This is a genomic window from Ancylobacter sp., assembly GCF_965279025.1.
GTDB lineage: Bacteria > Pseudomonadota > Alphaproteobacteria > Rhizobiales > Xanthobacteraceae > Ancylobacter.
Map to the genome: position 1 here is coordinate 772,627 of NZ_OZ257132.1, position 24,706 is coordinate 797,332.

A 24,706-nucleotide genomic window follows, 5' to 3' on the forward strand; every position below is an offset into this window, starting at 1 on the left:
CGGGGTGGTGTCAGGGAGAAAGCCGTTCAGGAAGAGAGGCTCAACCACTCACGGGAACAATCGCGTCTTCGACCAGTCCGGCATGTCGGCATTGTCGCGGGTGAAGACGACGCGGTCATGCAGCCGGAAAGGCCGGTCGTGCCAGAATTCGATCTGTGTCGGGCGAATGCGGTAGCCGGTCCAGTGCGCCGGGCGTGGCACCGAGCCGAGCGCATATTGCGCCGTGACCTTCGCCACCGCCGTCTCCAGCGCGAAGCGGCCCTCCATCGGGCGTGACTGCCGGCTGGCCCAGGCGCCGATCTGCGACAGGCGCGGGCGCGAGGCGAAATAAGCGTCGGCCTCGGCCTCACTGACGGTCTCGACAGGCCCGCGCACCCGCACCTGGCGACGCAGTGATTTCCAGTGGAACACCACCGCCGCCTTCGGCACGGCGGCAAGCTCCTGCCCCTTGGCGCTGCCGGTATTGGTGAAGAACACGAAGCCCCGCGCGTCGCGCTGGTTCAGCAGCACCATGCGCACATCCGGCAGGCCGTCGGCATCCACCGTGGCGAGCGCCATCGCGTTCGGGTCGTTTGGCTCGCTTTCCCTGGCTTGCGCGAACCATTCCTCAAACAGCAGGAAAGGCTCGGTAGAAGCGGTGAAATCACCGGATGTTAACTGTTCAGGCGCTTCCATAACGGCATCTTCGGGCGTTGAGTACAGGACCCATGGGCATGTTCCACAGGTGGCGAAAGCGGGCGGCGCGCTTCGGGGCGGGCACCGGCCTTTCATATAAGCCCGCGTCCTCGTTCCGCACAGCACCCGCAGTGCTGACTTTGGTCGCGGGCGCGCTTCTTGTCGGCGGATGCTCCACCGCGCCCGGCCTCGACACGCTGGCGACCGCCTCCGTCACCCCCCGCGCCTATGCCCGCGAGCCCGTGCCCAAGGGCATCGCCCCCGATGATTGGGCGGCCGCCCGCACGGCTCTCGCCGAGGCGCTGCACGAGAAGGAAGCCGCCCCCAGCGTGCCCTGGGAGAACTATGCCAGCGCCACGCGCGGCACGGTGACGCCGCTTGGCGAGAAATCCGATGGCGGCAAATGCCGCGAATTCCTCATGAGCTTCGTCCGCGACAGCCGGGAAGACTGGCTTCAGGGCGAAGCGTGCCGTTCCGGCAAGAATGGCTGGAAGGTCGACCAGACCCGGCTGCTCGACAGAGGCTGAGCGCGCAACGGCGCCGCGCCGCCGTTGCATCGCGGCAACACCGTCACTACATGGTCGGGAGCCGGAACCGCCGGACGAGATGACTATCCATGCGCGATCCCTATGAGATTCTCGGCGTTGCCCGCACCGCCGACCAGAGCGACATCAAGCGGGCTTTTCGCAAGCTCGCCAAGAAGCTGCATCCGGACGCCAACAAGGACAGTCCGAAGGCTCAGGAGCAGTTTGCCGAACTGAACGCGGCGCACGAGATCCTGTCCGACGTTGAGAAGCGCGGCCAGTTCGACCGTGGCGAGATCGACGCCGAAGGCAAGCCGCGCGGCTTCGAGGGCTTTCCGGGCGGCGGCTTCAACAGCGGCTTCCGGCGCGGGCGGCAGGCCGAAAATCCCTATGAGAGCTTCTCCTTCGGCCCGGACGGCGTGCGCCGTTCCGGCCATGGCCCCCATGACGCCGGCGGGTTCGACGATGTGATCGCCGATATCCTCGGCGGCCTCGGTGGACGCGGCAGAGGGCGCTCCGGCGGCGGCGAGGTGCCGCGTGGCGGCGACATCGACATCACCGTGCCGGTCGCGCTTGAGCGAGTGGTCGAGGGCGGCTCGGTGAAGGTACACCTTCCCAATGGCCGCACGGTGGAGGTGAAGATCCCCGCCGGCGTGGCGGAAGGCCACCGCATGCGGCTGAAGGGCCAGGGCGAGCCCAGCCCGTTTGGCGGGCCGGCAGGCGATGCCTATGTCGTCGTCTCCTATGCCCCGCACCGGCATTTCCGCATCGAGGGGTCGGACCTGCGCACCGATGTGTCGCTGCCGCTCGTCGACGCGGTGCTGGGCGGCAAGGTGCGCGTGCCGACGCTTGGCGGCGAGGTCGAGCTTTCCGTTCCCGCCCACACCCAGTCCGGCCGCACCTTCCGCCTGCGCGGCAAGGGGCTGCCCAAGGCCGACGGCGCGGCGGGCGACCTGCTTGCCACGACGCGGATCATGCTTCCGGACGCCCCCGACGGCGAGATCGAGGAGCTGATGCGGCGTCGGCGCGAGGGTCCGGCCTGAGCCATCCCGCACGCGGGAACCGGCCGCGCGCCACCGCTCGCTTGAGCGGCTCTTTCGCCTGTGCGATAGGAACCTGCGCCCAATCACGTGGGCAAAGGTACGGAGCATCGTGGCGAGCATGGCATCGGGCGGATTGATGAGCGGCAAGCGCGGCCTGGTGATGGGAGTGGCGAATAATCGCTCCATCGCCTGGGGCATCGCGAAGGCGGCCCACGCGCATGGGGCGAAGATCGCCCTCACCTATCAGGGCGAGCCGCTGCGCAAGCGCGTCGAGCCCCTCGCCGCCGAGCTCGACGCTGCTGTCGTCGGCCATTGCGACGTGACCGACCCCGCGACCATCGACGCGGTGTTCGCCGAGACCGAGCGCCAGCTTGGCGGGCTGGACTTTCTCGTCCACGCCATCGCCTTTTCCGACAAGAATGAGCTCGACGGCCGTTATGTCGACACGACGGCCGAGAATTTCAGCAAGACCATGATGATCTCCTGCTACAGCTTCACGGCGGTTGCCCAGCGCGCCGAAAAGCTGATGACGGAGGGTGGCTCAATGCTGACCCTGACCTATTACGGCGCCGAAAAGTGGATGCCGCATTACAATGTCATGGGCGTCGCCAAGGCCGCGCTCGAAGCCAGCGTGCGCTATCTCGCCGCCGATCTCGGTCCGAAGAACATCCGCGTCAACGCCATCTCCGCCGGCCCGATCAAGACGCTGGCGGCCTCCGGCATTGGCGATTTCCGCTATATCCTGAAGTGGAACGAGCTCAACGCCCCGCTGCGCCGCACCGTCACTATTGACGAGGTGGGCGACACCGGCATGTATCTGCTGTCGGACCTCGGGCGCGCCGTCACGGGCGAGATACATCACGTCGATGCAGGCTACCATATTGTCGGCATGAAGAACCCGGACGCGCCCGACCTTACCCTCGATCGCGACTGAAGCGACCCACCAGCGGAGCACGCGCCATGATGAAGGCCCGCCTGACCACGCTCTTCCGCGCCTATGGCCTCGCCGCGCTCGCGGCTGCGGGCCTGTCGTTTGCCGGGCCCCTCGCCGGGCCGGCTGCGGCGCAATCGGGGCCCATCATCGTCAATCCGCCGCCGGGCTCCGGCCTTTCAAGCCTTCCCTATGTGCCGCCGCCGGGCGCACAGGACCGCGGCACCCCGCCCGATTTCCAGCAATACCCGCTGCTCAGCCGCATCTTCGGCTTCGGCGGCGCCATTTTCCCGGGCTATGTGAGCCCGAGCAATGGCCGCACCCAGGGTCGCCTCGCCTATCTCACCGGCGGCGGCCAGGGCCGGACGATCTTCGCCGCCGGCACCGTCGACCGGCTGTGCCAGATGGAGCAGGCGCCGGAAGTGAAGGTGCTGGACGCGCCGCCCGGCGTGCGGCTGAAGTTCGATCTCGGCGCCTTCACCGCTCTCGATGCCGATGGCGGCTCGCACCGCTGCATCGGCCGCATGATCGAGGGCGTTCGGGTTTCCTATACCGGCCGTGCGCCGAAGGGCTCGACCGCGACGCTGCGCGTCTCCTACCCCTTCAAAGGCGTCAGCTACACGCATGTCGTGAGTTTTCCGCCGAAATGACCGGACGCATTTTTCTCGTTCGGCATGGCGAGACCGATTGGAACCTCGCCGGCCGCCTTCAGGGCACGCATGACATCCCGCTCAACGATCTCGGCCGCGAGCAGGCGGCCGATACGGCGCGCGTGGTGGAGCGTCTCAGCGGCGGCGCCCACAAGCTCGACTTCGTAGCGAGCCCGCTCAGCCGCGCCTCGCAGACCATGGCCATATTGCGCGCCGAACTCGGCCTGCCGCCCGATGGCTTCCGGCGCGATCCGCGCCTGCGCGAGATCAGCTTCGGCCGCTGGGAAGGCTCGACTTGGCACGAGTTGCGCCGGCGCGACCCGGTGACCCTCGCCGCGCGGGAAGCCGACCCCTGGAACTTCGTGCCGCCCGGCGGCGAGAGCTACACCCAGCTTTCCGAGCGCGTGCTGGCCGCCATCGCCGAACTTTCCGGCGACAGCGTGGTGGTGACCCATGGCGGCGTGGTGCGGGCCATGCTGCATGCCTTTGCCGGCATGCCGCCCGCGCAGGCGGTGGAGCTTCCCGTCCGCCAGGGCGCTGTCTACCTGATCGAGAACGGCGCCTTCGAGCTCGCCGTCGCCTGACCATCCTTCCGGGAGATGACGCGCATGGCCGCCCAGTTGATCCGTGCCGACGAGGCGCAGGCGCCCCGCCCGATCTGGTGCGTCACGGCGCAGAACTGGCGTGAGGTGGCCGGCGGCCTTCCCGCCCCGGCGCTCTCCTTCGCCGAGGCTACCGGCTTCAAGGGGGAAGCCGGCGCGCTGCTGGTGCTGCCGGCGGCGGACGGGGCAATTGCAGGCGTGCTTTTCGGCTGCGAGGGCGCGTCGGGCGATCCGTTGGCCTTCGGCAAGCTCGCCACCACCCTGCCGGCGGGCGATTATGTCATTGCCCACCCGCCCGCGAACCCCCGGCTTGCCGCCCTCGGTTTCCTGCTGGGCGGCTACCGCTTCACCCGCTACGGCAAGCGAACCTTGGCCGATGTGCGTCTCGTGGTGCCCGACGGGACCGAGGAGGCCTATCTGCGCCACACCGCCGAGGCGGTGACGCTGACCCGCGACCTCATCAATACCCCCGCCAATGATCTCGGCCCGGCGGAGATCGAGGCGGCGGTGCGCACCCTCGCCGCGCGCTTCGGCGCATTGGTGAAGGTGACGACCGGCGACGATTTGCTTTCTGCCAATTTTCCGCTGATCCACGCCGTCGGGCGCGCTTCCCCTCGCGCGCCGCGCCTCATCGACCTCAGCTGGGGCGACCCCGGCGCGCCCAAGGTCACGCTCGTAGGCAAGGGCGTCGCCTTCGACACGGGCGGGCTCGACATCAAGCCTTCCAGCGGCATGCTGTTGATGAAAAAGGACATGGGCGGCGCCGCCAATGCCATCGGCCTCGCACAGATGGTCATGGCACGCGGCCTGAAGGTGCGGCTGCGCCTCATCGTGGCGGCGGTGGAGAATGCCATCGACGGCTCCGCCTTCCGCCCCGGCGATATCTTCCCCTCCCGCAAGGGCCTCACGGTGGAGATCGGCAATACCGACGCGGAGGGCCGGCTGATCCTCGCCGACGCGCTGAGCCTCGCCGACGAGGAAGCCCCGGAACTGCTGATCGACTTCGCTACCCTTACGGGGGCCGCTCGCGTCGCGCTGGGGCCGCAGCTTCCCCCCGCCTATACGGAAGACGACACGCTCGCCGCCGACCTCGCCCGGCACGGCGCGGCGGAGGCCGACCCGTCCTGGCGGATGCCGCTCTGGCAACCTTATGCGGCAATGCTCGACAGCAAGATCGCCGACCTCAACAACGCTCCGGCGGGCGGCTTTGCCGGCTCGATCACGGCGGCGCTGTTCCTGCAGCGTTTCGTCGCGCGCGCCGGCGCCTGGCTGCATCTCGACATCTTTGCCTGGAACCCCTCGGGGCGGCCGGGCCGTCCCGAGGGTGGCGAGGCCCAGACCATCCGTGCGCTCGACGCCCTGCTCGCCGAGCGCTACGGCGCCTGACGGCAGGTCACGCTCGCACCTGCGTTAATGGTTTCTTCGTCGCGAAGCCGCCATAGTCCGGGGAACAATCCGCAGCCGTAACGATTGCGGACCGGGATCGGGCCAATGGCGGTCGAACTGCGTCCATCGCAGGCTTTGCGTCTGCTGCACGAGCTGTCGCTCGCGCAGGTGCGCGACGACGCGCCCGATCTCAGCCCGCGCCAGCTCGCCATTCTGCTCAGCGTCTATCTGGAAGCGCCGCCGCACACGGTGCGCGGCCTTGCCGCCCGGCTCGGCGTCACCAAGCCGGTCATCACCCGCGCGCTGGACACGATGGGCCAGCTCCGCCTTGTCTCGCGCCGACGCGACGAGGCGGATCGACGCAATGTCATCATCCAGCGTACGGTGGAAGGCGCGCTCTATCTGGAGCGGCTCGGCGATCTCGTCGTCGCGACCGCACGCGCGCTGCCCCGTTGACGGACCTTTCGCGCCGATGAGCACCCTGCCCTCCGGTTTCGACCCGCGCCTCACCCCGGCGCGTCCCGATCTCGCCGCCGCCCATCTCCAGGGAAGCGTTGAGGCCGCGCGCTATGTCGAAGGCACGCCTTACCGCATCGCCCGACCCGCCGCGCCGCTGCGCCGGGAGCCCGATCCCACATCCTCGCTGGTGACCGAGGCGCTGCACGGCGAGATCATCACCGTCTACGAGATCGATGTGGAAGGCTGGGCGTGGGGCCAGCTCGATGCGGACGGCTATGTCGGCTGGGTGCCGGTCGACGCACTCGCACCGCCTGGCGCGCCGGCGACGCACAAGGTGAGCGCGCTGCGCACGCCGGTTTTTCCCGGGCCATCGATCAAGCTGCCGCCGATGGAGCTGCTCTCTTTCGGCAGCCGGCTCTGCATCGCCGGCACGCGCGAGCGCTTTGCGGTGACGCAGGATGGCGGCTTCGTCTTTGCCCACCACCTCGCCCCCCGCGGCGCAGTGGAAGAGGATTTCGTCGAAGTCGCCGCCCGCTTCCTGGGCGCCGCCTATCTCTGGGGCGGCCGCTCCAGCCTCGGGCTGGATTGTTCGGGGTTGGTGCAGGTGGCGCTGAATGCGTGCGGCATTGCCTGCCCGCGCGACACCGACATGCAAGAGAGCGCCGTCGGCGCGCCGGTTACCTTCACCGGCGATCTGCGCGAGTTGCAACGCGGCGACCTGCTCTATTGGCCCGGCCATGTCGGCATTGTCGCGGACGAGGCGACGCTGCTGCACGCCACGGCGCATTTCATGTCGGTGGTGCGCGAGCCGCTCGGTGCCGCTCTGGCCCGCATCGAGGCCGCCGGCACGCCGCTGCGCAGCGTGCGCCGCCTCTAGCGGTTCGCCGCGACGAATGCTTCGACCCGCGCCCGGTTCAGCGCGAACCATTGCAGCGCAATCAGCACGAAGCCATTGGCAAAAGGCGCGTCGGAAGCCGCGCTGAGAGCTTCAAGCGCTTCGTCCACCGCGATGAGGAAAGGCCGTGTCAGCTCGCTTTCGCCGGGCTCGCCGGCCTCGGCCGGCACAAGCGAGGAATCGACGAGGCCGAGATAGAGCGTCGCATATTCATCCGTCACGCCCGGCGTCGGCAGGAAACGGGCGATGGGCAGCAGCGCCCGCGGCGCCACGCCAGTCTCCTCCACACATTCGCGGCGTGCCGCGCTGTCGGCGTCCTCGCCCGGATCGATGATCCCGGCCGCGATCTCGACGAGTTCGCCCGCGCCCGTGGCAAGCTGCGCGCCGAGACGGAACTGGCGGATCAACACGAAACAGCCCGCATCAGGGTCATAGGCCAGCACGCCGACCACAGGCCCCACGCGCAGGATGTCGCGCTGCTGGCGAAGGCGCCCACCGCCTGCGCCCTCGAACGTCGCCACGAAGCGATGATAGGGCCGAAAGCCGGTGCCAACCTCCTCCGGCCCGCTCAGATGCAGCGCGATGGAGCGATCGGCGATGTCGCCAGCCTTGGCACGCTTACCGGGGGCAGGTGTGCTCACGAAGCCTCCGCCGCCGTCTCCAGGTCAAAGGCGGCCGCGAAAAGGGCGCGGGTGTAATCGGTCTTCGGCCGCGCGAACAACTCGGCCGCCGGCCCCTCCTCCACCACCACCCCGTTCTTCATCACCATCACCCGCGAGGCGAGGGCGGCAACGACGCGCAGATCGTGGCTGATGAACAGATAGGTCAGGCCGCGCTTGGTCTGCAGGTCGCGCAGCAGGTCGACGATCTGCGCCTGCACGATCATGTCGAGCGCGCTGGTCGGCTCGTCCAGCACGATGAAGGACGGTTCCAGCACGATGGCGCGGGCGATCGCGACGCGCTGGCGCTGCCCGCCGGAGAATTCATGGGGGTAGCGGTGCCGCGCCTCGGGATCGAGCCCGACATCGGTGAGGGCGGCGATCACCCGGGCGTCCCGCTCGTCGGCGGTGAGGCGTGGCTGATGCACGCGCAGGCCTTCGCCGATGATGTCGGCGACCGACATGCGCGGGCTGAGCGAACCGAAGGGGTCCTGGAACACCACCTGCATGGCGCGCCGCCGGGAGCGCATCTGCTTGAAGCCGAGCCTGTCGATGGGGTCGCCCATGAACACGATCGGCCCCTCGCTGGAAATGAGCCGCAGCAAGGCAAGGCCCAGCGTCGTCTTGCCCGAGCCGCTCTCGCCCACCACGCCCAGCGTCTCGCCGCGCCGGATCTCGACCGAGATGCCGTCCACCGCCTTGATGTGGCCGACGGTCTTGCGCATGACGCCGGCCTTGATCGGGAACCAGACCTTGAGACCCTTCGCCTCCAGCACCATCGGTGCCTCCGGGTGGGGCGAAGCCGGATTGCCGCGCGGCTGGGCGGCAATCAGCGCCTGCGTGTAGGGATGGCGCGGATGGGCGAAAAGTTCTGCCACCTGGCCTTCCTCGACGATCTTGCCGTGATTCATCACGCAGACCCGGTCGGCGATCTTGCGCACGATGCCGAGATCATGGGTGATGAACAGGATGGCCATGCCGAGCCGGCCCTGAAGCTCCTTCAGCAGCTTCAGTATCTGCGCCTGCACGGTGACGTCGAGCGCCGTGGTCGGCTCGTCGGCGATCAGGAGCTGCGGCTCGTTGGCGAGCGCCATGGCGATCATCACGCGCTGGCGCTGGCCGCCGGAAAGCTGGTGCGGGTAGGCGCCGAGCCGCGTCTCCGGCTCGGGAATGCCCACCTCGGTCAGCAATTCGATCACCCGCGTCCGTGCCGCCGGCCCGCGCATGCCGCGATGCAGAAACAGGATCTCGGCGACCTGCCGTTCCACCGTGTGCAGCGGATTGAGCGAGCTCATCGGCTCCTGGAACACCATGGTGATGTCGTTGCCGCGCACCCGGCGTATGTCGTGCTCCTGCATGGCGAGGAGATCCGCGCCCTTGAACAGCACCTGCCCAGAGGGATGGCTGGCGGCGGGGTATTGCAGCAGCTTGAGGATCGAGAGAGCCGTGACCGACTTGCCGGAGCCGCTCTCGCCCACCAGCGCCACCGTCTCGCCGCGATGGACATCGAAGGACACCTTGTCGACCGCAAGCGTGCTCCGCCCGCCCTGCGCGAAGGCCACGGAAAGCTCGCGGACGGAAAGGAGGGGGGTATCGTTCAACGGCATTTCGCTCACTGGAAGGTCTTCCGGGGATCGAAGGCGTCGCGCACGGCTTCACCGATGAAGATCAGCAGGCTCAACATGATGGCGACGGTGAAGAAGCCGGTGAGGCCCAGCCAGGGCGCTTGCACGTTGGACTTGCCCTGCGCCAGCAATTCGCCCAGCGACGGCGAGCCGGGCGGCAGGCCGAAGCCGAGGAAGTCCAGCGCGGTCAGCGTCATCACCGAGGAGGAGACGATGAAGGGGAGCATGGTCAGGGTCGCCACCATGGCATTGGGCAGCATGTGCCGCCACATGATCACGCCGTTGGAAACGCCGAGCGCCCGCGCCGCCTGCACATATTCGAAGTTTCGGGCGCGCAGGAACTCCGCCCGCACCAGCCCGACCAGCGACACCCAGGAGAACAGCAGCAGGATGCCGAGCAATACCCAGAAGCCGGGCGCCAGGATCGAGGAGATGATGAGCAGGAGATAGAGCGCGGGGATCGAGGTCCAAATCTCGATGAAGCGCTGGAAGATAAGGTCGGTCCAGCCGCCGAAATAGCCCTGCACCGCGCCCGCCGCGACGCCGATGACGGAGGAGATGATGGTCAGGATGAGGCCGAACAGCACGGACAGGCGGAAGCCGTAGATGAGCCGGGCCAGCACGTCGCGGCCCTGGTCGTCGGTGCCGAGCCAGTTCCACTCCAGAGCGTCACAGCCGCCTTTCAGCCCGAGCTTCTCCACAACAGGCGCGCATTGCGCGTCGGTGAGCATCCAGGTCGGGGCCGAGGGCGCCGGGGTGGGCAGGTCGAGATTGTGAGTGGAATAGGAATAGCGGATCGGCGGCCAGACCATCCAGCCGCCCTTCTCGGCGATCAGCTTCTGCAGATAGGGGTCGCGGTAATCCGCCTCGGTCTCGAAATCGCCACCGAACGTGGTCTCGGGATAGGCGACCACGCCGGGGAAATAGTAGCCGCCATCATATTCGACCAGGAACGGCTTGTCGTTGGCGATAAACTCCGCGCCAAGGCTGAGTACGAAGAGCACCGAGAACAGCCAGAAGCCCCACCAGCCGCGGCGATTGCGCTTGAAGTTCGTCCAGCGGCGCTGATTGAGCGGCGAGAGCCAGGGGCGGCGCGGCCGGTCGGAGACGACATCCGCCGAGGCGGGCGGCAGGACGGTGTTGGCGGCGTCCATGTTCAGACGTCCCGCGTGTCGAAGTCGATGCGCGGATCGACCCATGTGTAGGTGAGGTCGGAAATGAGGTTCACCACCAGCCCTACCAGCGAGAAGATGTAGAGGTTGGCAAACACCACGGGGTAGTCGCGGTTGAGCACGCTTTCGAAACCCAGCAGGCCAAGCCCGTCCAGTGAGAAGATGGTCTCGATCAGCAGCGCCCCGGTGAAGAAGGCGCCGACAAAGGCGCCGGGAAAGCCGGCGATGACGATCAGCATGGCGTTGCGGAAGACGTGGCCGTAAAGCACGCGGCGCTCCGAGAGCCCCTTCATTCTTGCGGTAATCACATACTGTTTCTTAATCTCGTCGAGGAAGGAATTCTTGGTCAGCAGCGCCGTGGTGGCGAAGGCTCCCAGGGTCATGGCGGTGATCGGAAGCACCAGATGCCAGAAATAATCGAGAATCTTGGCCCCGAACGAGAGCTGGTCCCAATTGTCCGAGGTCAGCCCGCGCAACGGGAACCAGGAGAAGAACGACCCGCCGGCGAACAGGATGATGAGCAGGATGGCGAACAGGAAACCCGGGATCGCAAAACCGATGATGATGGCCGCCGAGGTCCATACGTCGAAGCGCGAGCCATCGCGCACCGCCTTGGCAATGCCGAGCGGGACGGAGATGGCGTAGGTGATCAGCGTCATCCACAGGCCGAGCGAGATCGACACCGGCATCTTTTCGATGATGAGGTCGACAACCGAGACGTCGCGGAAATAGGACTGCCCGAAATCGAACCGGGCATAGTCCCACAGCATTTTCAGGAAGCGTTCATGCGCCGGCTTGTCGAAGCCGAACTGCTTCTCCAGATCCTTGATGAAGGCCGGATCCAGCCCCTGCGCGCCGCGATATTTCGAGGAGACCGGATCGCCGGCCGCCGCGCTCTGCCGCATGCCGCCGAAATCACCGCCGCCGCCGGAGATGCGGGCGGTGGCGGAACTCCCCTGCCCGGTCAGTTCGGCGATGACCCGCTCGACCGGGCCGCCGGGCGCGAACTGCACCACCGCGAAGGAAATGAGCATGATGCCGATCACGGTCGGCACCATCAGCGCGATGCGTCGGACGATATAGGCGAGCATTCGTTCGGGTTTCCTCCGCGAGGCGGGCACAAGGTGGAGGGCCCGCGCAGCCGCGTCAACTTAACGTCCGTTCATGCGGGCGCATTCAATTAATGCACTTACCCCGCCGGACTGCGCCGTGCCGACCAGATCTCGGGGATGGCGCGGGCATAGGTAGGACGCGGCGCGCCGGGCCAGGCGAACTCGTCCCAGAAGGCAATACGGAATTCGGCCGAATACCATTGCGGCACCCAGTAGCGCCCCGCCCGCAGCCGGCGGTCGAGCACACGGCAGGCGGTGCGCAGCTCCTCGCGCGTCGGCGCGGCGATCACCTCCTCGATCAGCAGGTCGACGATCGGGTCGGAAATGCCGGAGAGGTTGTTGGAGCCCGGCGTCGCGGCCGCCGTCGAGCCGAAATAATTGCGCAGCGACTCGCCCGGCACGGTGGAGACGGAAAAGCGCCGCACCGTGGCATCGAAGTCGAACTCGTTCATCCGGCGCTGATATTGCGGTGAGTCGACAAGGCGGAAATGTGCCTCGATGCCGAGCAGCTTGAGGTTCTTGATGAAGGGCGCGGTATGGCGCTCCAGCCCGTTCTCGTCGTCGAGGAACTCGACCGTAAGCGCCGTGCCCTCGGCATCGACCAGGCGGCCGCCCTTGATCGTCCAGCCGGCCTCGCGCAGCAACTGCGTGCCCCGGCGCAGCAGCGCGCGGTCTTGCCCCGAGCCATCGGAAACCGGCGGGCTCCAGGGTGGGGCCTTCAGGATCGCGATCTCCTCGGGCGAGAGCCGGTCGCCGAGGCGCGCGATCAGCGCCTCCTCGTCGGGCCCGGCAGGGCCTTCCGCCTTGAGATCGGAATTCTCGAAGAACGACGTCGTGCGCCTGTAGGCGTGATACATCAGGTTCTTGTTGGTCCACTCAAAATCGAAGGCGCAGGACAAAGCTTCGCGCACGCGCGGATCGGCGAATTGCGGACGGCGCAGGTTGAGGAACCAGCCCTGCGCGCCCGACGGCGTGCGATCGGGCAGAACCTGCTGCTTCACCCGGCCCTCGCGCAGCGCCGGAAAATCATAGCCGGTCGCCCAGGTGCGGGCGGTGAATTCCTGTCGGAACAGAAAGGCCTTCGCCTTGAACGCCTCGAACCCGACTTCGCGGTCGCGGAAATATTCGTAGCGCAGCACGTCGAAATTATTCACGCCGACATTCACCGGCAGATCCCTGGCCCAGTGTTCAGGGTCGCGGCGATACTCGATGAAGCGGCCGACCTCGAAATGACCAACCTTGTACGGCCCCGATCCCAGCGGCGGCTCCAGCGTGCTCGCGTCGAAAGGGGTGGCGCTGTAATAGGCCTTGGAAAAGATCGGCAGCGAGGCCGCAAAGAGCGGCACGTCCCGGGCGCGCTTTGGCACGAAGCGGATCACGGCAATTTCCTCGCCATCGGCCTCGGCGCTCGCCATGTCGCGCAGATTCTGCGCGATGATCGGATGGCCCTTGCTCTTTAAAAGGTTGAGCGAGAAGGCGACGTCCTCGGCGGTGAGCCTCGAGCCGTCGTGGAAGCGCGCCTCCGGGCGCAGGCGGAAGCGATAGACCGTGCCATCCTCCGACACCGCAACGCTTTTCGCCACCAGCCCGTAAATGGCATCCGGCTCGTCATTGGCCCGCGTCATGAGCGAATCGAACAGCAGTTCCACGCCCTGCGCACCATCGCCCTTTAGCACATAGCCATTCAGCGAATTGAAGGTCTGGAAGGACTGGTTGAAGGCAGCGGTCGGGCCGATCTGCGAAAAGGTGCCGCCTTTAGGGGCGTCCGGGTCGACATAATCGAAATGGACGAAATCGGCGGGGTATTTCAGGTCGCCAAAGGCCGAGAGCCCGTGCCGCTCGGGACTGAGGCTGGGCGCCGACGACGCCGGGGTGGAAGTCGGCACGGCCTCCTGCGCAAAGGCGGGGCAGCCGAGCCAGGGCAGCAGCGAGGCACCGGCGGTGAGCGTCAGAAGCGTGCGGCGGGAGACGGGAGCGCCGTCATGCCGGACGGCCAGAACGGCCGATCCGGTATCGCGTGCCGAAGGTGCATGACGGGCGGCGATCGGTGGCTTTCGACTCATGTCCGGCCCCCCTCATGCTGCCAGACACCGCCATGCTGAGGTGCCCGGGCGCCGCCTGGGTCTCGAAGCACGCAGGCCCCCGTCCCCTGCCCCCTCACCGTGCCGCTCCGGTCTTGGCCGCCTTCTCCGCGTCCCACCACCAAATGCCGGGAAAGCCATCGGAATATTCGGGCAGCTTCTCGGGGTGGCTGAAGCGGTTCCAGCGCGCCGTGCGGGTGTTCGGGTAGTTCCAGCTCGGCACCACGTAATCATGCGCCAGCAGCACCCGGTCGAGGGCGCGGGTGGCGGCGACGAGTTCGTCGCGGCTGGTGGCGTAGATGACCTTCTCGATCAGCGCGTCGATGCCCGCATCCTTGATGCCGGCATAGTTGGCCGAACCCTCGCGGTCGGCAGCGTTCGAGCCCCAGAAATCGCGCTGCTCATTGCCAGGCGAGAGCGATTGGCCCCAGCCCGTGATGATCATGTCGTAGTCGCGGGCGCGGAGGCGATTGATATATTGCGAGGTGTCCACCTGCCGGACGGTCACGGTGATCCCGAGACGTTCGAGTGAGGGCTTGTAGAACAGCGCGACACGTTCGAAGGCGGGATTGGCGATCAGGATCTCCATCGTGAAGGGCTCGCCCTTCGCGTTGACCAGCTTGCCACCCTTCACCTCATAGCCGGCTTGCTTGAGCAGGTTCGCCGCCTCGCGCAGATTGCCGCGCCGTAGGCCCTCGCTCCAGCCTTCCGGGTTGGTGTAGGGCGTGGTGAAAACGCTGGCCGGGACCTTGTCCTTCACGCTCTCCAGGATCTGCAGCTCCAGCCCCTGGGGCAGTCCGGAGGAGGCGAGTTCGGTGTTCTGGAAATAGCTCGATGTGCGCTTGTACTGGCCGAAGAACAGCGTGCGGTTCATGCCGTCGAAGTCGAGCGCCAGGTTGAGTGCGCGGCGCACCCGCTGGTCCTGGAACTTCTCGCGCCGCAGATTGGGGATGAAGGCCTGCATGGAGCCGGAGGCGCGGTTGGGAAATTCTTCGAGGACAACCTTGCCCTCCTTCACCGCCGGAAAATTATAGGCGGTGGCCCAGTCTTTGGCTGACGTCTCGACGCGATAGTCATACTGGTCGCCCTTGAAAGCCTCCAGTTCCACGGTCGAATCGCGGAAATACTCGTAGCGCAGCTCGGCGAAATTGTCGGTGCCGATATTCACCGGCAGGTCCTTGCCCCAATAGTCCGGCACGCGCTCCAAGGTGATGGAACGTCCGGGCAGCACCTGCTTGATTTTGTAGGCGCCGGAACCGAGCGGCGCCTCCAGCGTGCCTTGGCTGATGTCCCGCGGCTTGCCGCTGGAATCCGTGCCGGTCCACCAATGCTTGGGCATGACCCGCAACTGGCCGACGATCTGCGGCAATTCGCGATTGCCCGCTTGGTCGAAGGTGAAGGTCACCTCGCGCTCGCCGGTGACCGCAGCGCCCTTCACATGGCTGTAATAATAGGCCTGCCGGGGGCTGTTCTTGGTCAATTGCTCGAAGGACCACACCACGTCCTCGGCGGTGATCGGCTGGCCGTCATGCCACTTGGCCTCCGGTCGCAGCTTGTAGGTGACGAAGGAGAAGTCCGCGGGGTAGCGCACGCTTTCGGCAAGGAGCCCGTATTCCGTCGCCACCTCATCATAGGCTGGGCTCATCAGCGTGTCGTAGATCAGCTGCAACCCGTCCGCCGCCGCGCCGCGCGGAATGATGTCGTTCAACGAATCGAAGGTGCCGTCGGCCGAAAGCCGCAGCAGGCCGGCTTTCGGGGCGTCCGGGTTCACATAGTCGAAGCGCTTGAAGTCGGCGGGGTATTTCGGCTCGCCCATCAGCGACAGGCCGTGCCGCCATGCGCCCGGATCCGCCTGCGTCGACGGGGCGGCCGGGGCCGGGGCGGTCGCCTCCTCGGCCATCGCCGGGCCGACGAGGCCAAGGCCAAGCAGGGCGACGGCGAGAGACCGTGTCATGGCGCCGCTCCATGCCGGGGGACGCCAGCCGGCAGTGGCGGGGCGGTCGGAGCGGCGGAGACGGGTCATGCGCATTCATCCCTCGGGCACGTCTGGAAGCGGGGCGGTACCCACCCTCGCTACGATTATGAACAGTGGCAGCCAATAAGAAGAGGGTAGTCCCGAAAAGAATAAGGCCGGCGACGCATTGCGCCGCCGGCCTGACGTGATCGTGAAAGCCGCGCCTCGCAGCGCGCTTGTCTCAGGGCGTGGCGGGCGCCGCCGGAGCGGGCTCGGTCGGCGCCGGGGTGGCTGGCGCAGGTTCGGCCGGAGCCGGGGCTGCGGGCGCCGCAGGGGCAGGCTCGGCTGGCGCGGGAGCGGCCGGCGCTTCCGGGGCCGGGGCGGCCGGTGTCGCGGATTCGGGCGCGGCGGAGCCGGCAGGCGGCGGCGTGTTGCCGCCGGGCTCGCCCGAGGCAGGCGCGGTCGGTGCTGGCTCGGCGGAAGCCGGCGTTGCGGCTTCGCCCGGCTGGGGCAGCGGAAGCGGGCTGTGCGACAGCGTATTGAGATAGGCGATCAGGTCGGCGCGGTCGGTTTCCTTGGCGATGCCGGCAAAGCCCATCGCCGTGCCGGGGATGTCCGCCTTGGGGTTCTTGATGAAGTCGCTGAGGTCCTGGAAGGTCCAGTTGCCGCCATGCGCCTTCATCGCCGCCGAATAGGCAAAGCCGTCGACCCCGCCGATCGGGCGGCCGACAATGCCGTAAAGGTCGGGACCGACCTTGGCGCCAGCGCCCTCCACGAAATTATGGCAGGCGCCGCACTTCTTGGCCTGGGCCGCGCCCTTCTCGGCACTGGCCGCCGCGAGCAGCTGAGCGATCGGCACATCGGCGGGAGCCGCCGCCTGAGCTTCGCCGGCCGAACTCTCCTGCACGGCGATCTCGAATCCCGGCTTCTCCGGCGCATGGCTGGAAAACAGGATATCGGCGAACACGTTCAGACCGAGCGTGAACGTCAGCACGCCCAGGACGGCACCAGCAACCTTGTTCAGCTCGTAGCTGTCCATCGAAATATTCGCTCCCTCACCCGGCACGACGACCATCCGGCTGGCCTGCCGATACCCCGCGCGCAATCTACCAGCGCTCGCATGCGACCGCCAATCGCGGCGGGAACTAATCATTTTGACGGTTAGCGTGCAACCCGTATAAGCACGGCGCGGTGCTACGTTTCGCCACCCTGAGAGCGGGGCCGGCACTGTGTAGCGCGATGACAAGGCACGAGAATGTCCGCCCAGGACACACTTATTCTTATTCCAGCCCGCATGGCTTCGACACGTCTGCCCGGAAAGCCGCTCGCCGATCTGCGCGGCCGCCCGATGATCGTCGAGGTGGCGCGGCGTTCCGCCGCGGCAGGCATCGGCCGGGTTGTCGTCGCCACCGACGATGAGGACGTGCGCGCGGCGGTGGAATCGGCCGGATTCGATGTCGTCATGACCCGCTCCGACCATGCGTCCGGTTCCGACCGAATCTTCGAGGCGCTCGGCCATGTCGACCCGGAGCGTCGCGCGAGCCGCGTCGTCAACGTGCAGGGCGACCTGCCAACCATCGATCCCGCCCTCATCCGCGCCGCGCTCGATCTGCTCGACGACCCCGCCGTCGATATCGGCACGCTGGCGGCCGAAATCGTCGATGAGGGCGAGCGCACCAACCCCAATGTGGTGAAGGCGGTCGGCAGCGCGCTCAGCCCGTCGCGGCTGCGCGCGCTCTATTTCACCCGCGCCACCGCCCCCTATGGCGAGGGGCCGCTGTTCCACCATATCGGCCTCTATGCCTATCGCCGCGCGGCGCTGGAACGCTTCGTCGCCCTGCCGCCCTCTCCGCTGGAGCAGCGCGAGAAGCTGGAGCAGCTGCGCGCTCTGGAAGCGGGCATGCGCATCGACGTCGCCATCGTCGACACGGTCCCGCTCGGCGTCGACACGCCGGAGGACCTGGAAAAGGCGCGCGCCTTGCTCGCCCAGGAATCAGAGGTCGCCGAGAAGGTCGAGGAACTCGCCCGCGAGGCCGCGCACCCGCCGGACGCCGTACAGGAATCAGAGACGCCGCCATGACCACCCCTCGCCGCACCATCGTCTTCCAAGGAGAGCCGGGCGCGAACTCGCACATCGCCTGCCGTGAGGTCTATCCCGCGCATGAAGCGGTGCCCTGCGCCACCTTCGAGGACGCCTTCGCCGCGCTGCAGAACGGCGAGGCCGATCTCGGCATGATCCCGATCGAGAATTCGGTCGCCGGACGCGTGGCGGACATACACCACCTCATGCCGACCTCCGGCCTCACCATTGTCGGCGAATTCTTCCTGCCGCTCTCGCACCAGCTCATGGCCATCAAGGGCGCGTCGCTGGCAACGGTGAAGTCGGCGGAAAGCCATGTGATGGCCCTCGGCCAATGCCGCAACATCATTCGCAAGCTCGGCTTGAAGGCGATCGTAGGCGCCGATACGGCGGGCTCGGCGCGCCTCGTGGCCGAGGCGCAGGACGAGACCCGCGCCGCCATCGCCTCGCGCCTCGCCGCCGAGATCTACGGCCTCGACATCATCGCCGAGAACATCGAGGACGAGGCCCATAACACCACCCGCTTCGTCATCCTGGCGAAGGAGGGCGAGTGGGCCCCCGCCAATAATGGGCCGACGGTCACCACCTTCGTGTTCCGTGTGCGCAACGTGCCGGCGGCGCTCTACAAGGCGATGGGCGGCTTTGCCACCAATGGCGTGAACATGACGAAGCTGGAATCCTATCAGCTCGACGGCGAGTTCTTCGCCACCCAGTTCTATGCGGATGTCGACGGGCACCCGGATGACCCGGCCCTGAAGCTGGCTCTGGAGGAGCTGTCCTTCTTCTCCAAAGAAGTCCGCATCCTCGGCGTCTACCCCGCGCACGCCTACCGCATCGCGCTCCGCGCTTAGCGTCCGCAGAGGGCTCGTCTTGAAGCGAGGGCGGACAATGCTGCCCGGCTTCAATTTATTACATTTATAATCTGCAATTATTCGGACATTTGATCTTCCACGCTGTGGAATTAGACCAGCGCCCTGCCTATTGTCGCCGCGACCAATGCAGCGGTGAGGTTGATGGTGCTGAACGTGTCCTTGGAGCGGGTTCTGGCGGCGGCGGTGGTGGCCGCCAGCCTTGTGGCGGGCGCGGTTTCCGCCTCGGCGACGGACGTGCCGGCCCCCCAGCGCATCCTGGCCGTCGGCGGAGCCGTGACCGAGACGCTCTACGCCCTTGGGCTGGAGGATCGCGTGGTCGCCGTCGACACGTCGAGCACCTATCCGCGCCGCGCCTTGGGCGGGAAGCCCAATGTCGGCTACATCCGCGCGCTCTCGCCCGAAGGCGTGCTGTCCGTGGGGCCGGACCTCATCATCGCCCTCGACGGGGCCGGCCCGCCGGACGCGGTAAAGGTGCTCAGGGGCGCCGCCATTCCGTTCGAGACGCTGCCCGAGGCCCGGGATGAGGCGGGTGTCCTCGGCAATATCAGGCGCATCGCCGCCCTTGCCGGCGTGCCCGCGCGCGGCGAGGAACTGGCGCAGGCCGTCAGCGACGATTTCAAGGCGCTGGCTGAGATCCGTACGCGGATCACCGCACCGCGCAGCATCGTCTTCGTGCTGTCGGCATCCGGCGCGGCGCCGGTGGTCGCCGGTGCCGGCACCGGCGCGCAGGCCATGTTCGAGCTTGCAGGCATTTCCAACGCCATGGCCGGCCTGCACGGCTACAAGCCGGCGGTGGGAGAGGCGGTGCTGGGGGCCGATCCCTATGCCATCGTGCTGATGAAAGACCAGAATCACGGGGTTTCCGACGACGCGATCAAGGCCATGCCCGCCTTCGCCGGCGCGCCGGCCATGGCGGAAGGGCGCTTCTACCGCATGGATGGCGGCTATCTCCTCAGTTTCGGGCCGCGCACCCCGCAGGCCGCGCGCGACCTCGCCGCGCTGGTTTATCCTGAACTCCGGCTGCCGGCGATGCCGGCGCATGCCTGGACCCTCGACACGCCGGCGTCCAGCGCGCCATGAGCCTGGCCGTGCCCGCCGCAACACGCCCCGTTCGCCGCCGGCCGCGCCGCGCGCCTCTCGCGCTCGGCCTGTGCGTCGTGCTCCTCGTTATCGCTCTCCTTGCCTCGCTTGCCATCGGACCGGTGACCATCGCCCCGGGCCGGATCCTGGAGATTCTCGGCACCGCCGCGCGGGGCGAGCGCGCGACCGGCGCAGCCCTCCGGGAATCGGTGATCGTGCTGGATGTTCGCCTGCCGCGCACCCTGCTCGGGCTGCTGGTCGGCGGCGGAATGGCGCTGGCCGGCGCGGTGACGCAGGGCATCTTCCGCAATCCGCTCGCCGATCCCGGGCTCATCGGTATCTCCAACGGCGCCGCACTGGCCGCCGCGGCGTGGATCGTCGCCGGCGGGCATCTCGCGCTCTATTTTCCGCCGCTCTTTACCGATTATGGCCTGCCGATCATGGCCTTCGCCGGCGCGCTCCTCGCCACGGTCGCGCTCTATGCCATCTCGACGCATGAGGGGCGAACCTCCGTCGTCACCATGCTGTTCGCCGGCATCGCCATCGCCGCCCTGGCGGCGGCCGGCACCGGCCTCACCGTGTTCATGGCCTCCGACCAGCAATTGCGCGATTTCACCTTCTGGTCCTTTGGCTCGCTCGGCGGGGCAACCTGGCAGAAAGTGGCGGCAGCCCTGCCATTCATGGTGCTGCTCGGCGTCATCTGCAGCCGGCTGATCCGCGCCCTGGACGCGCTGGCGCTCGGCGAGGCGGAGGCGTTCCATGTCGGCATCGACGTGCAGCGGGCCAAGTGGCTGGCGATCCTCGGCATCGCCGCCGGGGCCGGGGCATCGGTGGCGGTGGCGGGTGTCATCGGCTTCATCGGGCTCGTCGTGCCGCATCTGGTTCGGCTGATGATCGGCCCCGGCCACCGCCTGCTGCTGCCCTGCGCGGCGCTGCTCGGCGGGGCACTGCTGCTGGGGGCGGATGTGGTGGCGCGCACCATCGTCAGCCCCGCCGAATTGCCGCTCGGCGTCGTCACCGCCGGCTTCGGGGCGCCGTTCTTCCTCTGGCTGCTGCTGCGCCGTCGCGCTGCGCTGATGGGGTAGGCCGATGTATGGGGCGAGGGACATAGGCGTGTCCGCCGGCGGCCGGGCGCTGCTCGACGGCGCCTCGGTAGAGGTGCGGCCCGGCCGCGTCACCGTGCTGATCGGGCCCAACGGCGCGGGAAAGTCGACCCTGTTCAAGGTGCTCGCGGGCGAGCGGCGGCCGCAGCGCGGGGCGGTGACGCTGGCCGGCACAGACCTCGCCGCCTTGCGCCCGGCACGCCTCGCGCGGCTGCGGGCTGTGCTGCCGCAGAGCGTGAGCGTCGCCTTTCCCTTCACGGTGGAAGAGGTGGCGGGCATCGGGGCGGCGCCGGGCCATGGCACGCCCGCCCATATTCACCGGGCGCTGGCGCGTGTCGAACTGGCCGGGATGGCGAACGAGAACTACGACCATCTCTCCGGTGGCGAAAGGCAGCGCGTGCAACTCGCCCGCGCCCTGGTCCAGCTGGAGAGCGGCGAGGGCACGGGCTACCTGCTGCTGGATGAGCCGACCGCCAGTCTCGACCTCGCCCAGCAGCTCCTTGTGCTCGCCCTGATGCGGGAACTCGCGGGAGAAGGCGTCGGCATCCTGGCCGTGCTGCACGACCTCAACCTCGCCGCCATGGTCGCCGACGAGATCGTCGCGTTGAAGCAGGGGCGCGTCGCGGCGCGCGGCACCCCGGGGGAGGTGCTGACCGACGCGCGGATCGCCGAGCTGTACGGCGTCTCAGTGCGCATCGGCTGGGCGCCCGCGACGCCGTTCCTGCTGCCGCAATCGGCCGCGCGCTGAACGAAAAAGCCCCGCCCGGCGACCCGGACGGGGCTTTGATCGATCGACGTGCGCACTCTCAGGCGTGTTCGGCAGCGAGTTCCCGACCGACGAGCAGGTCGACATGGTCGAAGGCGGCGGTGGCGGCGGCCTCGATCCGCGTCTCCTCCTCCGGCGTCAGCTCGACCTCGTTGAGGGCGGCCGTGAAATGGCGCCAGTGCAGGGCTCGACCTTCGGGATGGCCGGCGAGATGGCGCGCGCCGTGCTCGGCGGTGAAGCCGATCTTCGCCGCCTCCTTGGCGAGAATCGCGGCGCCCATGTTGGAGCCCTCGACCACATAGAGCCAGCCGAGCGCCTCGGCCAGTTCCAGCGAGGGGCCGGCAGCCGCGTCCGGCGGCGTCAGGCCGAGATCGGCGAAGTCCTGCTCCAGCGCCGCGAAGCGGGAACGCTCGGAAAGGTCCGGCAGCAGTTCCTGCAGGCCCGCATCCGCATAGAGCGTCTCGACCCGGCGGTGCAGATGGTACTGGAAACGCAGGAAACGCGCGTAATTTTCCGGGCTGGCGAAGGGGGCGGCGTGCATGACGCCCCCGTCCACCCGCTCATGCGCAGCCGTGGAAGCGGCCTTCAGGCGCTTGGCACGGCTCGGTGCCTCCACGTCGGTAGCTATGGACATCATGTGCTCCTCTCATCCCGCCGCTTTCAGGCAGGACCATTTTCACTTCACATAGAGCGGATCAGAAATCGACGCGACCTCGCCGCCGCCGAACCGCACCGTGAGAGCTCCCTTCACCGTCAGGCCGGCGCTCGGCAGGAAGTTCTCATACTGGGTGTACTGCTCATCGAGCAGGTTCTCGACCGAGACCCGCCACAGCGTGTTCTCGTTCGGCTGATAGCCGGCATACACGCTGACCAGGTTGAAGCTGTCGGTCGGCTCATACACCGCATTGGCCGGCAGATCCGACGCCTTCACGGCCGCCACCGCGGTCCAGCGCACGGCCACCGTCAGCCGTTCGTCGAGGAAGCGAAAGCCCAGCGTGGTTGAGATCTGGTCCGGCTGCACACTGGAGAGCGGCTGCCCGGCGGAAAGGCCGGCCGTGACCTCGCCTTCCGTGATTTGCCCGGCAAGACCGATAAACCATTTGCGGGCGTCATATGTGCCTTCGAACTCGAAGCCCTTGAGCCGCGCCTCTTCCACGTTCTGGTACTGCGCGTAGCCCGGCACGCCCCAGTCGAACGGGAAGCAGGTGGTCGGCCGGCCCGGGATCGGGCAGATGGTGCCGGTCGACGAACCGAACTCCACCAGCTCGATATAGTTCTCGACGTCGTTCTGGTAATAATTGAGCTTGGCGCGCAGCTTGTCGCCCGTGACGAAGAGATCGTCCTTTTTGATATTGATGCCGACCTCCTTGTTCTTGCCGATTTCAGCCTGCAGGCCGGGGTTCGGCAGGAAGTAGAACATGGTGCCCGGCGTATCGAAGGGCAGCGGGTGCGGGCCGGAAACCAGCGCCTCGGTCACGGTCGGGGCGCGATAGCCCTCGGCATAGGTACCGTAAAGCGTCAGCCACGACCACGGCGTCACGCCGAGCGTGAATTTCGGCGAGAGCCGCTCGCCGCTGGTGCCGCCATCATCGGAATTGAGGGAATAGGCGTCGTAGCGCAGCGCCGCGATCGCCTCCAGCCAGGTGGAGTAATTGCCCTTCCACTGCACGAAGGCGCCGCCGACCCCGCGATCGCCCGACGGATTATAGCCTTCGCCGAAGCCGTAATCATCGGTGTTGTCGATCTCGTCTTGGAAATAGTCGCCGCCATAGGTGATGGCGTTGTTCCAGCCGGCGACGTCGAAGCGGCTGGTGTTGTTGGCGTCGAAGCCCACCGTGTCGATAACGAAGCTGCGCGGATCGCCCACCCCGCCGGTGATCGGGTTCGAGGAGCCCGAGACCTTCACCTGATCCTGATCGACCTGGTTCCAGTAGACTGAGCTGCGCCAGTCGAACAGGCTGTCGCTGGGATTCTCGTAGTTCCAGCTCGCCGTCACGGTGCGGTTGGTTGTCTGCGTCGAATATTCCGTCGCGGCATTGGCGTCGGCGCTGGTGGTGAACTGGGTATCGTAGTTCAGCGCGGTCAGCTTCACCTCGTGGAAATCGGCCGGCCGCAAGGTCAATTTGGCGAGGCCGGTCCAGGTGTCGAAGGCGCTGTCGGGCACCACTTCGCCATTGCCGTCATGGTAGTTGTCGGCGTCACGATAGGTGCCGCCGACGAACAGGTCGACATTCTGTCCCACCCGCGTGGCGGCGAGCACCGACCCATAGCCCATGAAGCCGTTGCCAGCCGCCTCGCCCGTGGCCTCCACGCCCCAAACCTTGCCGGGAGCGATGATGTCATCGGCATCCTTGGTGCGCATGGTGACGACGCCGCCGATGGCACCCGAGCCATAGATGTTCGACACCGGCCCGCGCACTACATCGACATCGGCGATGAGGCCCGGCTCCACGAAGAAGCCGCCCGCGCCGGCGTGGCCGAGCTGGTTGAAATTCTGCCGCGCCCCGTCGACGATCACCGCGACACGGCCGAAATCCTGCAGGCCGCGAATATTGATCTGCGTCTGGCTGGTATTGGCATTCTGGATCGCCGTCGTGCCCGGCATGCCCTCGAACAGGTCCGACGTTCGCGCCGGCATGAGCATGTCCAGCTGATCCGAACGCCGGACGGTGACACCCGCCAGCGTATCGATCCAGCTCTCCGCCGTACGGGTGGCGACAACCGTGATCGGATCGAGTTCGACAAACTCCTCCGTCGCGACCACCGCGGCACTCGAGGCCTGCGGCGCTTCCGCCGACTGCTGCGCCATAGCCGGCGCGGCGGCCAGCAGTGCGAGCCATGAAACGCTCAGGCCAGCCGTGCGCGTGAGTGTCGCGAGAAGGGGAGTTCCCCGATCCGTCTTTCGCATCTCAGTCCATCCCCGAATCGCATCCGCGGAGCGGCGCGATGTTCCCCGGCGGGCAATGGGCGCCCGCATCCCCGTCCGGCGGCGACCGGACCTTGGCTCAAGTCAGAGATGGACCGTTATTTTAAGTAA

General features: G+C 67.4%; 23 protein-coding genes. 13 read left to right on the forward strand and 10 right to left on the reverse strand.

Going from position 1 to position 24,706, the window contains the following annotated elements:
- Positions 1-48 precede the first annotated feature (48 nt).
- The gene (gene pdxH / locus ACQY76_RS03630; RefSeq protein ID WP_428031558.1) at positions 49-675 is read right to left on the reverse strand and encodes a pyridoxamine 5'-phosphate oxidase; all 627 of its coding nucleotides are present in this window, start codon (positions 673-675) and stop codon (positions 49-51) included.
- Positions 676-806: 131 nt separating this feature from the next.
- Here pdxH and ACQY76_RS03635 point away from each other — a divergent pair, with 131 nt between their 5' ends.
- From ACQY76_RS03635 to ACQY76_RS03670, 8 genes are all read left to right on the forward strand, one after another.
- Positions 807-1,202 carry an RT0821/Lpp0805 family surface protein gene (locus ACQY76_RS03635; RefSeq protein ID WP_428031559.1) on the forward strand — a complete coding sequence of 132 codons (396 nt, stop codon included), beginning with the start codon at positions 807-809 and terminating at the stop codon, positions 1,200-1,202.
- An 89-nt stretch (positions 1,203-1,291) separates the two neighbouring features.
- Positions 1,292-2,242 (forward strand): DnaJ C-terminal domain-containing protein, encoded by a 951-nt coding sequence (locus ACQY76_RS03640; protein ID WP_428031560.1) that lies wholly within the window; start codon positions 1,292-1,294, stop codon positions 2,240-2,242.
- A gap of 118 nt (positions 2,243-2,360) precedes the next feature.
- Positions 2,361-3,176, forward strand: a complete 816-nt coding sequence (gene fabI, locus ACQY76_RS03645) for an enoyl-ACP reductase FabI (protein WP_428032920.1) — start codon at positions 2,361-2,363, stop codon at positions 3,174-3,176.
- Positions 3,177-3,202: 26 nt separating this feature from the next.
- A complete protein-coding gene (locus ACQY76_RS03650; RefSeq protein WP_428031561.1) occupies positions 3,203-3,823 on the forward strand; it encodes a hypothetical protein in 621 nt (206 codons plus the stop codon).
- A complete protein-coding gene (locus ACQY76_RS03655) occupies positions 3,820-4,407 on the forward strand; it encodes a histidine phosphatase family protein (RefSeq protein WP_428031562.1) in 588 nt (195 codons plus the stop codon). The genes ACQY76_RS03650 and ACQY76_RS03655 overlap by 4 nt, the downstream gene beginning before the upstream one ends.
- Before the next feature lie 24 nt (positions 4,408-4,431).
- Positions 4,432-5,811: a leucyl aminopeptidase family protein gene (locus ACQY76_RS03660; RefSeq protein ID WP_428031563.1), complete on the forward strand. Its 1,380-nt coding sequence runs from the start codon at positions 4,432-4,434 to the stop codon at positions 5,809-5,811.
- Between the two features lie 105 nt (positions 5,812-5,916).
- A complete protein-coding gene (locus tag ACQY76_RS03665) occupies positions 5,917-6,267 on the forward strand; it encodes a MarR family transcriptional regulator (protein ID WP_307063607.1) in 351 nt (116 codons plus the stop codon).
- A 16-nt stretch (positions 6,268-6,283) separates the two neighbouring features.
- Positions 6,284-7,147 (forward strand): NlpC/P60 family protein, encoded by an 864-nt coding sequence (locus ACQY76_RS03670; RefSeq protein WP_428031564.1) that lies wholly within the window; start codon positions 6,284-6,286, stop codon positions 7,145-7,147.
- On the opposite strand, the gene ACQY76_RS03675 is transcribed toward ACQY76_RS03670, so the two are convergent.
- From ACQY76_RS03675 to ACQY76_RS03705, 7 genes are all read right to left on the reverse strand, one after another.
- Positions 7,144-7,806, reverse strand: a complete 663-nt coding sequence (locus ACQY76_RS03675) for an NUDIX domain-containing protein (protein WP_428031565.1) — start codon at positions 7,804-7,806, stop codon at positions 7,144-7,146. The two genes, ACQY76_RS03670 and ACQY76_RS03675, sit on opposite strands and share 4 nt — an antisense overlap.
- Complete coding sequence (locus tag ACQY76_RS03680) at positions 7,803-9,431, reverse strand: ABC transporter ATP-binding protein (RefSeq protein ID WP_428031566.1); 1,629 nt, start codon at positions 9,429-9,431, stop codon at positions 7,803-7,805. Before ACQY76_RS03680 ends, ACQY76_RS03675 begins: the two co-directional genes overlap by 4 nt.
- A 5-nt stretch (positions 9,432-9,436) precedes the next feature.
- Positions 9,437-10,603 (reverse strand): ABC transporter permease, encoded by a 1,167-nt coding sequence (locus ACQY76_RS03685; RefSeq protein WP_428031567.1) that lies wholly within the window; start codon positions 10,601-10,603, stop codon positions 9,437-9,439.
- 2 nt (positions 10,604-10,605) lie between these two features.
- Positions 10,606-11,712: a microcin C ABC transporter permease YejB gene (locus ACQY76_RS03690; protein WP_428031568.1), complete on the reverse strand. Its 1,107-nt coding sequence runs from the start codon at positions 11,710-11,712 to the stop codon at positions 10,606-10,608.
- Between the two features lie 98 nt (positions 11,713-11,810).
- Positions 11,811-13,796 carry an ABC transporter substrate-binding protein gene (locus ACQY76_RS03695; protein ID WP_428031569.1) on the reverse strand — a complete coding sequence of 662 codons (1,986 nt, stop codon included), beginning with the start codon at positions 13,794-13,796 and terminating at the stop codon, positions 11,811-11,813.
- Positions 13,797-13,890: 94 nt separating this feature from the next.
- Entirely contained in the window at positions 13,891-15,768 is a 1,878-nt protein-coding gene (locus tag ACQY76_RS03700) for an extracellular solute-binding protein (protein WP_428031570.1), read from the reverse strand.
- A 241-nt stretch (positions 15,769-16,009) separates the two neighbouring features.
- A complete protein-coding gene (locus ACQY76_RS03705; RefSeq protein WP_428031571.1) occupies positions 16,010-16,921 on the reverse strand; it encodes a c-type cytochrome in 912 nt (303 codons plus the stop codon).
- Positions 16,922-17,062: 141 nt separating this feature from the next.
- Between ACQY76_RS03705 and ACQY76_RS03710 the strand changes: the two genes are divergently transcribed.
- From ACQY76_RS03710 to ACQY76_RS03730, 5 genes are all read left to right on the forward strand, one after another.
- Positions 17,063-17,848, forward strand: coding sequence for a 3-deoxy-manno-octulosonate cytidylyltransferase (locus tag ACQY76_RS03710; protein WP_428031572.1), 786 nt, complete (start codon positions 17,063-17,065; stop codon positions 17,846-17,848).
- Positions 17,845-18,699 carry a prephenate dehydratase gene (locus ACQY76_RS03715; RefSeq protein ID WP_428031573.1) on the forward strand — a complete coding sequence of 285 codons (855 nt, stop codon included), beginning with the start codon at positions 17,845-17,847 and terminating at the stop codon, positions 18,697-18,699. The genes ACQY76_RS03710 and ACQY76_RS03715 overlap by 4 nt, the downstream gene beginning before the upstream one ends.
- Positions 18,700-18,861: 162 nt before the next feature.
- A complete protein-coding gene (locus tag ACQY76_RS03720) occupies positions 18,862-19,800 on the forward strand; it encodes a heme/hemin ABC transporter substrate-binding protein (protein WP_428031574.1) in 939 nt (312 codons plus the stop codon).
- Positions 19,797-20,885, forward strand: coding sequence for a FecCD family ABC transporter permease (locus tag ACQY76_RS03725; protein WP_428031575.1), 1,089 nt, complete (start codon positions 19,797-19,799; stop codon positions 20,883-20,885). Before ACQY76_RS03720 ends, ACQY76_RS03725 begins: the two co-directional genes overlap by 4 nt.
- Before the next feature lie 28 nt (positions 20,886-20,913).
- Positions 20,914-21,651, forward strand: coding sequence for a heme ABC transporter ATP-binding protein (locus tag ACQY76_RS03730; RefSeq protein WP_428031576.1), 738 nt, complete (start codon positions 20,914-20,916; stop codon positions 21,649-21,651).
- A 58-nt stretch (positions 21,652-21,709) separates the two neighbouring features.
- Here ACQY76_RS03730 and ACQY76_RS03735 read toward each other — a convergent pair whose 3' ends face one another.
- A complete protein-coding gene (locus tag ACQY76_RS03735; RefSeq protein ID WP_428032921.1) occupies positions 21,710-22,303 on the reverse strand; it encodes a biliverdin-producing heme oxygenase in 594 nt (197 codons plus the stop codon).
- 42 nt (positions 22,304-22,345) lie between these two features.
- The gene (locus ACQY76_RS03740) at positions 22,346-24,478 is read right to left on the reverse strand and encodes a TonB-dependent hemoglobin/transferrin/lactoferrin family receptor (RefSeq protein WP_428031577.1); all 2,133 of its coding nucleotides are present in this window, start codon (positions 24,476-24,478) and stop codon (positions 22,346-22,348) included.
- Positions 24,479-24,706: the final 228 nt, after the last annotated feature.

Bases quoted from the DNA above. Each gene is read 5' to 3' on its own strand.
- ACQY76_RS03710 (WP_428031572.1), top strand. From the start codon at position 17,063: ATGGCTTCGACACGTCTGCCCGGAAAGCCGCTCGCCGATCTGCGCGGC.
- ACQY76_RS03665 (WP_307063607.1), top strand. From the start codon at position 5,917: ATGGCGGTCGAACTGCGTCCATCGCAGGCTTTGCGTCTGCTGCACGAG.
- ACQY76_RS03685 (WP_428031567.1), bottom strand. From the start codon at position 10,603: ATGGACGCCGCCAACACCGTCCTGCCGCCCGCCTCGGCGGATGTCGTC.
- ACQY76_RS03740 (WP_428031577.1), bottom strand. From the start codon at position 24,478: ATGGCGCAGCAGTCGGCGGAAGCGCCGCAGGCCTCGAGTGCCGCGGTG.
- ACQY76_RS03650 (WP_428031561.1), top strand. From the start codon at position 3,203: ATGATGAAGGCCCGCCTGACCACGCTCTTCCGCGCCTATGGCCTCGCC.
- ACQY76_RS03680 (WP_428031566.1), bottom strand. From the start codon at position 9,431: ATGCCGTTGAACGATACCCCCCTCCTTTCCGTCCGCGAGCTTTCCGTG.
- pdxH (WP_428031558.1), bottom strand. From the start codon at position 675: ATGGAAGCGCCTGAACAGTTAACATCCGGTGATTTCACCGCTTCTACC.
- ACQY76_RS03700 (WP_428031570.1), bottom strand. From the start codon at position 15,768: ATGACACGGTCTCTCGCCGTCGCCCTGCTTGGCCTTGGCCTCGTCGGC.
- ACQY76_RS03670 (WP_428031564.1), top strand. From the start codon at position 6,284: ATGAGCACCCTGCCCTCCGGTTTCGACCCGCGCCTCACCCCGGCGCGT.
- ACQY76_RS03705 (WP_428031571.1), bottom strand. From the start codon at position 16,921: ATGATTAGTTCCCGCCGCGATTGGCGGTCGCATGCGAGCGCTGGTAGA.
- ACQY76_RS03690 (WP_428031568.1), bottom strand. From the start codon at position 11,712: ATGCTCGCCTATATCGTCCGACGCATCGCGCTGATGGTGCCGACCGTG.
- ACQY76_RS03695 (WP_428031569.1), bottom strand. From the start codon at position 13,796: ATGAGTCGAAAGCCACCGATCGCCGCCCGTCATGCACCTTCGGCACGC.
- ACQY76_RS03720 (WP_428031574.1), top strand. From the start codon at position 18,862: ATGGTGCTGAACGTGTCCTTGGAGCGGGTTCTGGCGGCGGCGGTGGTG.
- ACQY76_RS03725 (WP_428031575.1), top strand. From the start codon at position 19,797: ATGAGCCTGGCCGTGCCCGCCGCAACACGCCCCGTTCGCCGCCGGCCG.
- ACQY76_RS03715 (WP_428031573.1), top strand. From the start codon at position 17,845: ATGACCACCCCTCGCCGCACCATCGTCTTCCAAGGAGAGCCGGGCGCG.
- ACQY76_RS03655 (WP_428031562.1), top strand. From the start codon at position 3,820: ATGACCGGACGCATTTTTCTCGTTCGGCATGGCGAGACCGATTGGAAC.
- ACQY76_RS03735 (WP_428032921.1), bottom strand. From the start codon at position 22,303: ATGTCCATAGCTACCGACGTGGAGGCACCGAGCCGTGCCAAGCGCCTG.
- ACQY76_RS03660 (WP_428031563.1), top strand. From the start codon at position 4,432: ATGGCCGCCCAGTTGATCCGTGCCGACGAGGCGCAGGCGCCCCGCCCG.
- fabI (WP_428032920.1), top strand. From the start codon at position 2,361: ATGGCATCGGGCGGATTGATGAGCGGCAAGCGCGGCCTGGTGATGGGA.
- ACQY76_RS03640 (WP_428031560.1), top strand. From the start codon at position 1,292: ATGCGCGATCCCTATGAGATTCTCGGCGTTGCCCGCACCGCCGACCAG.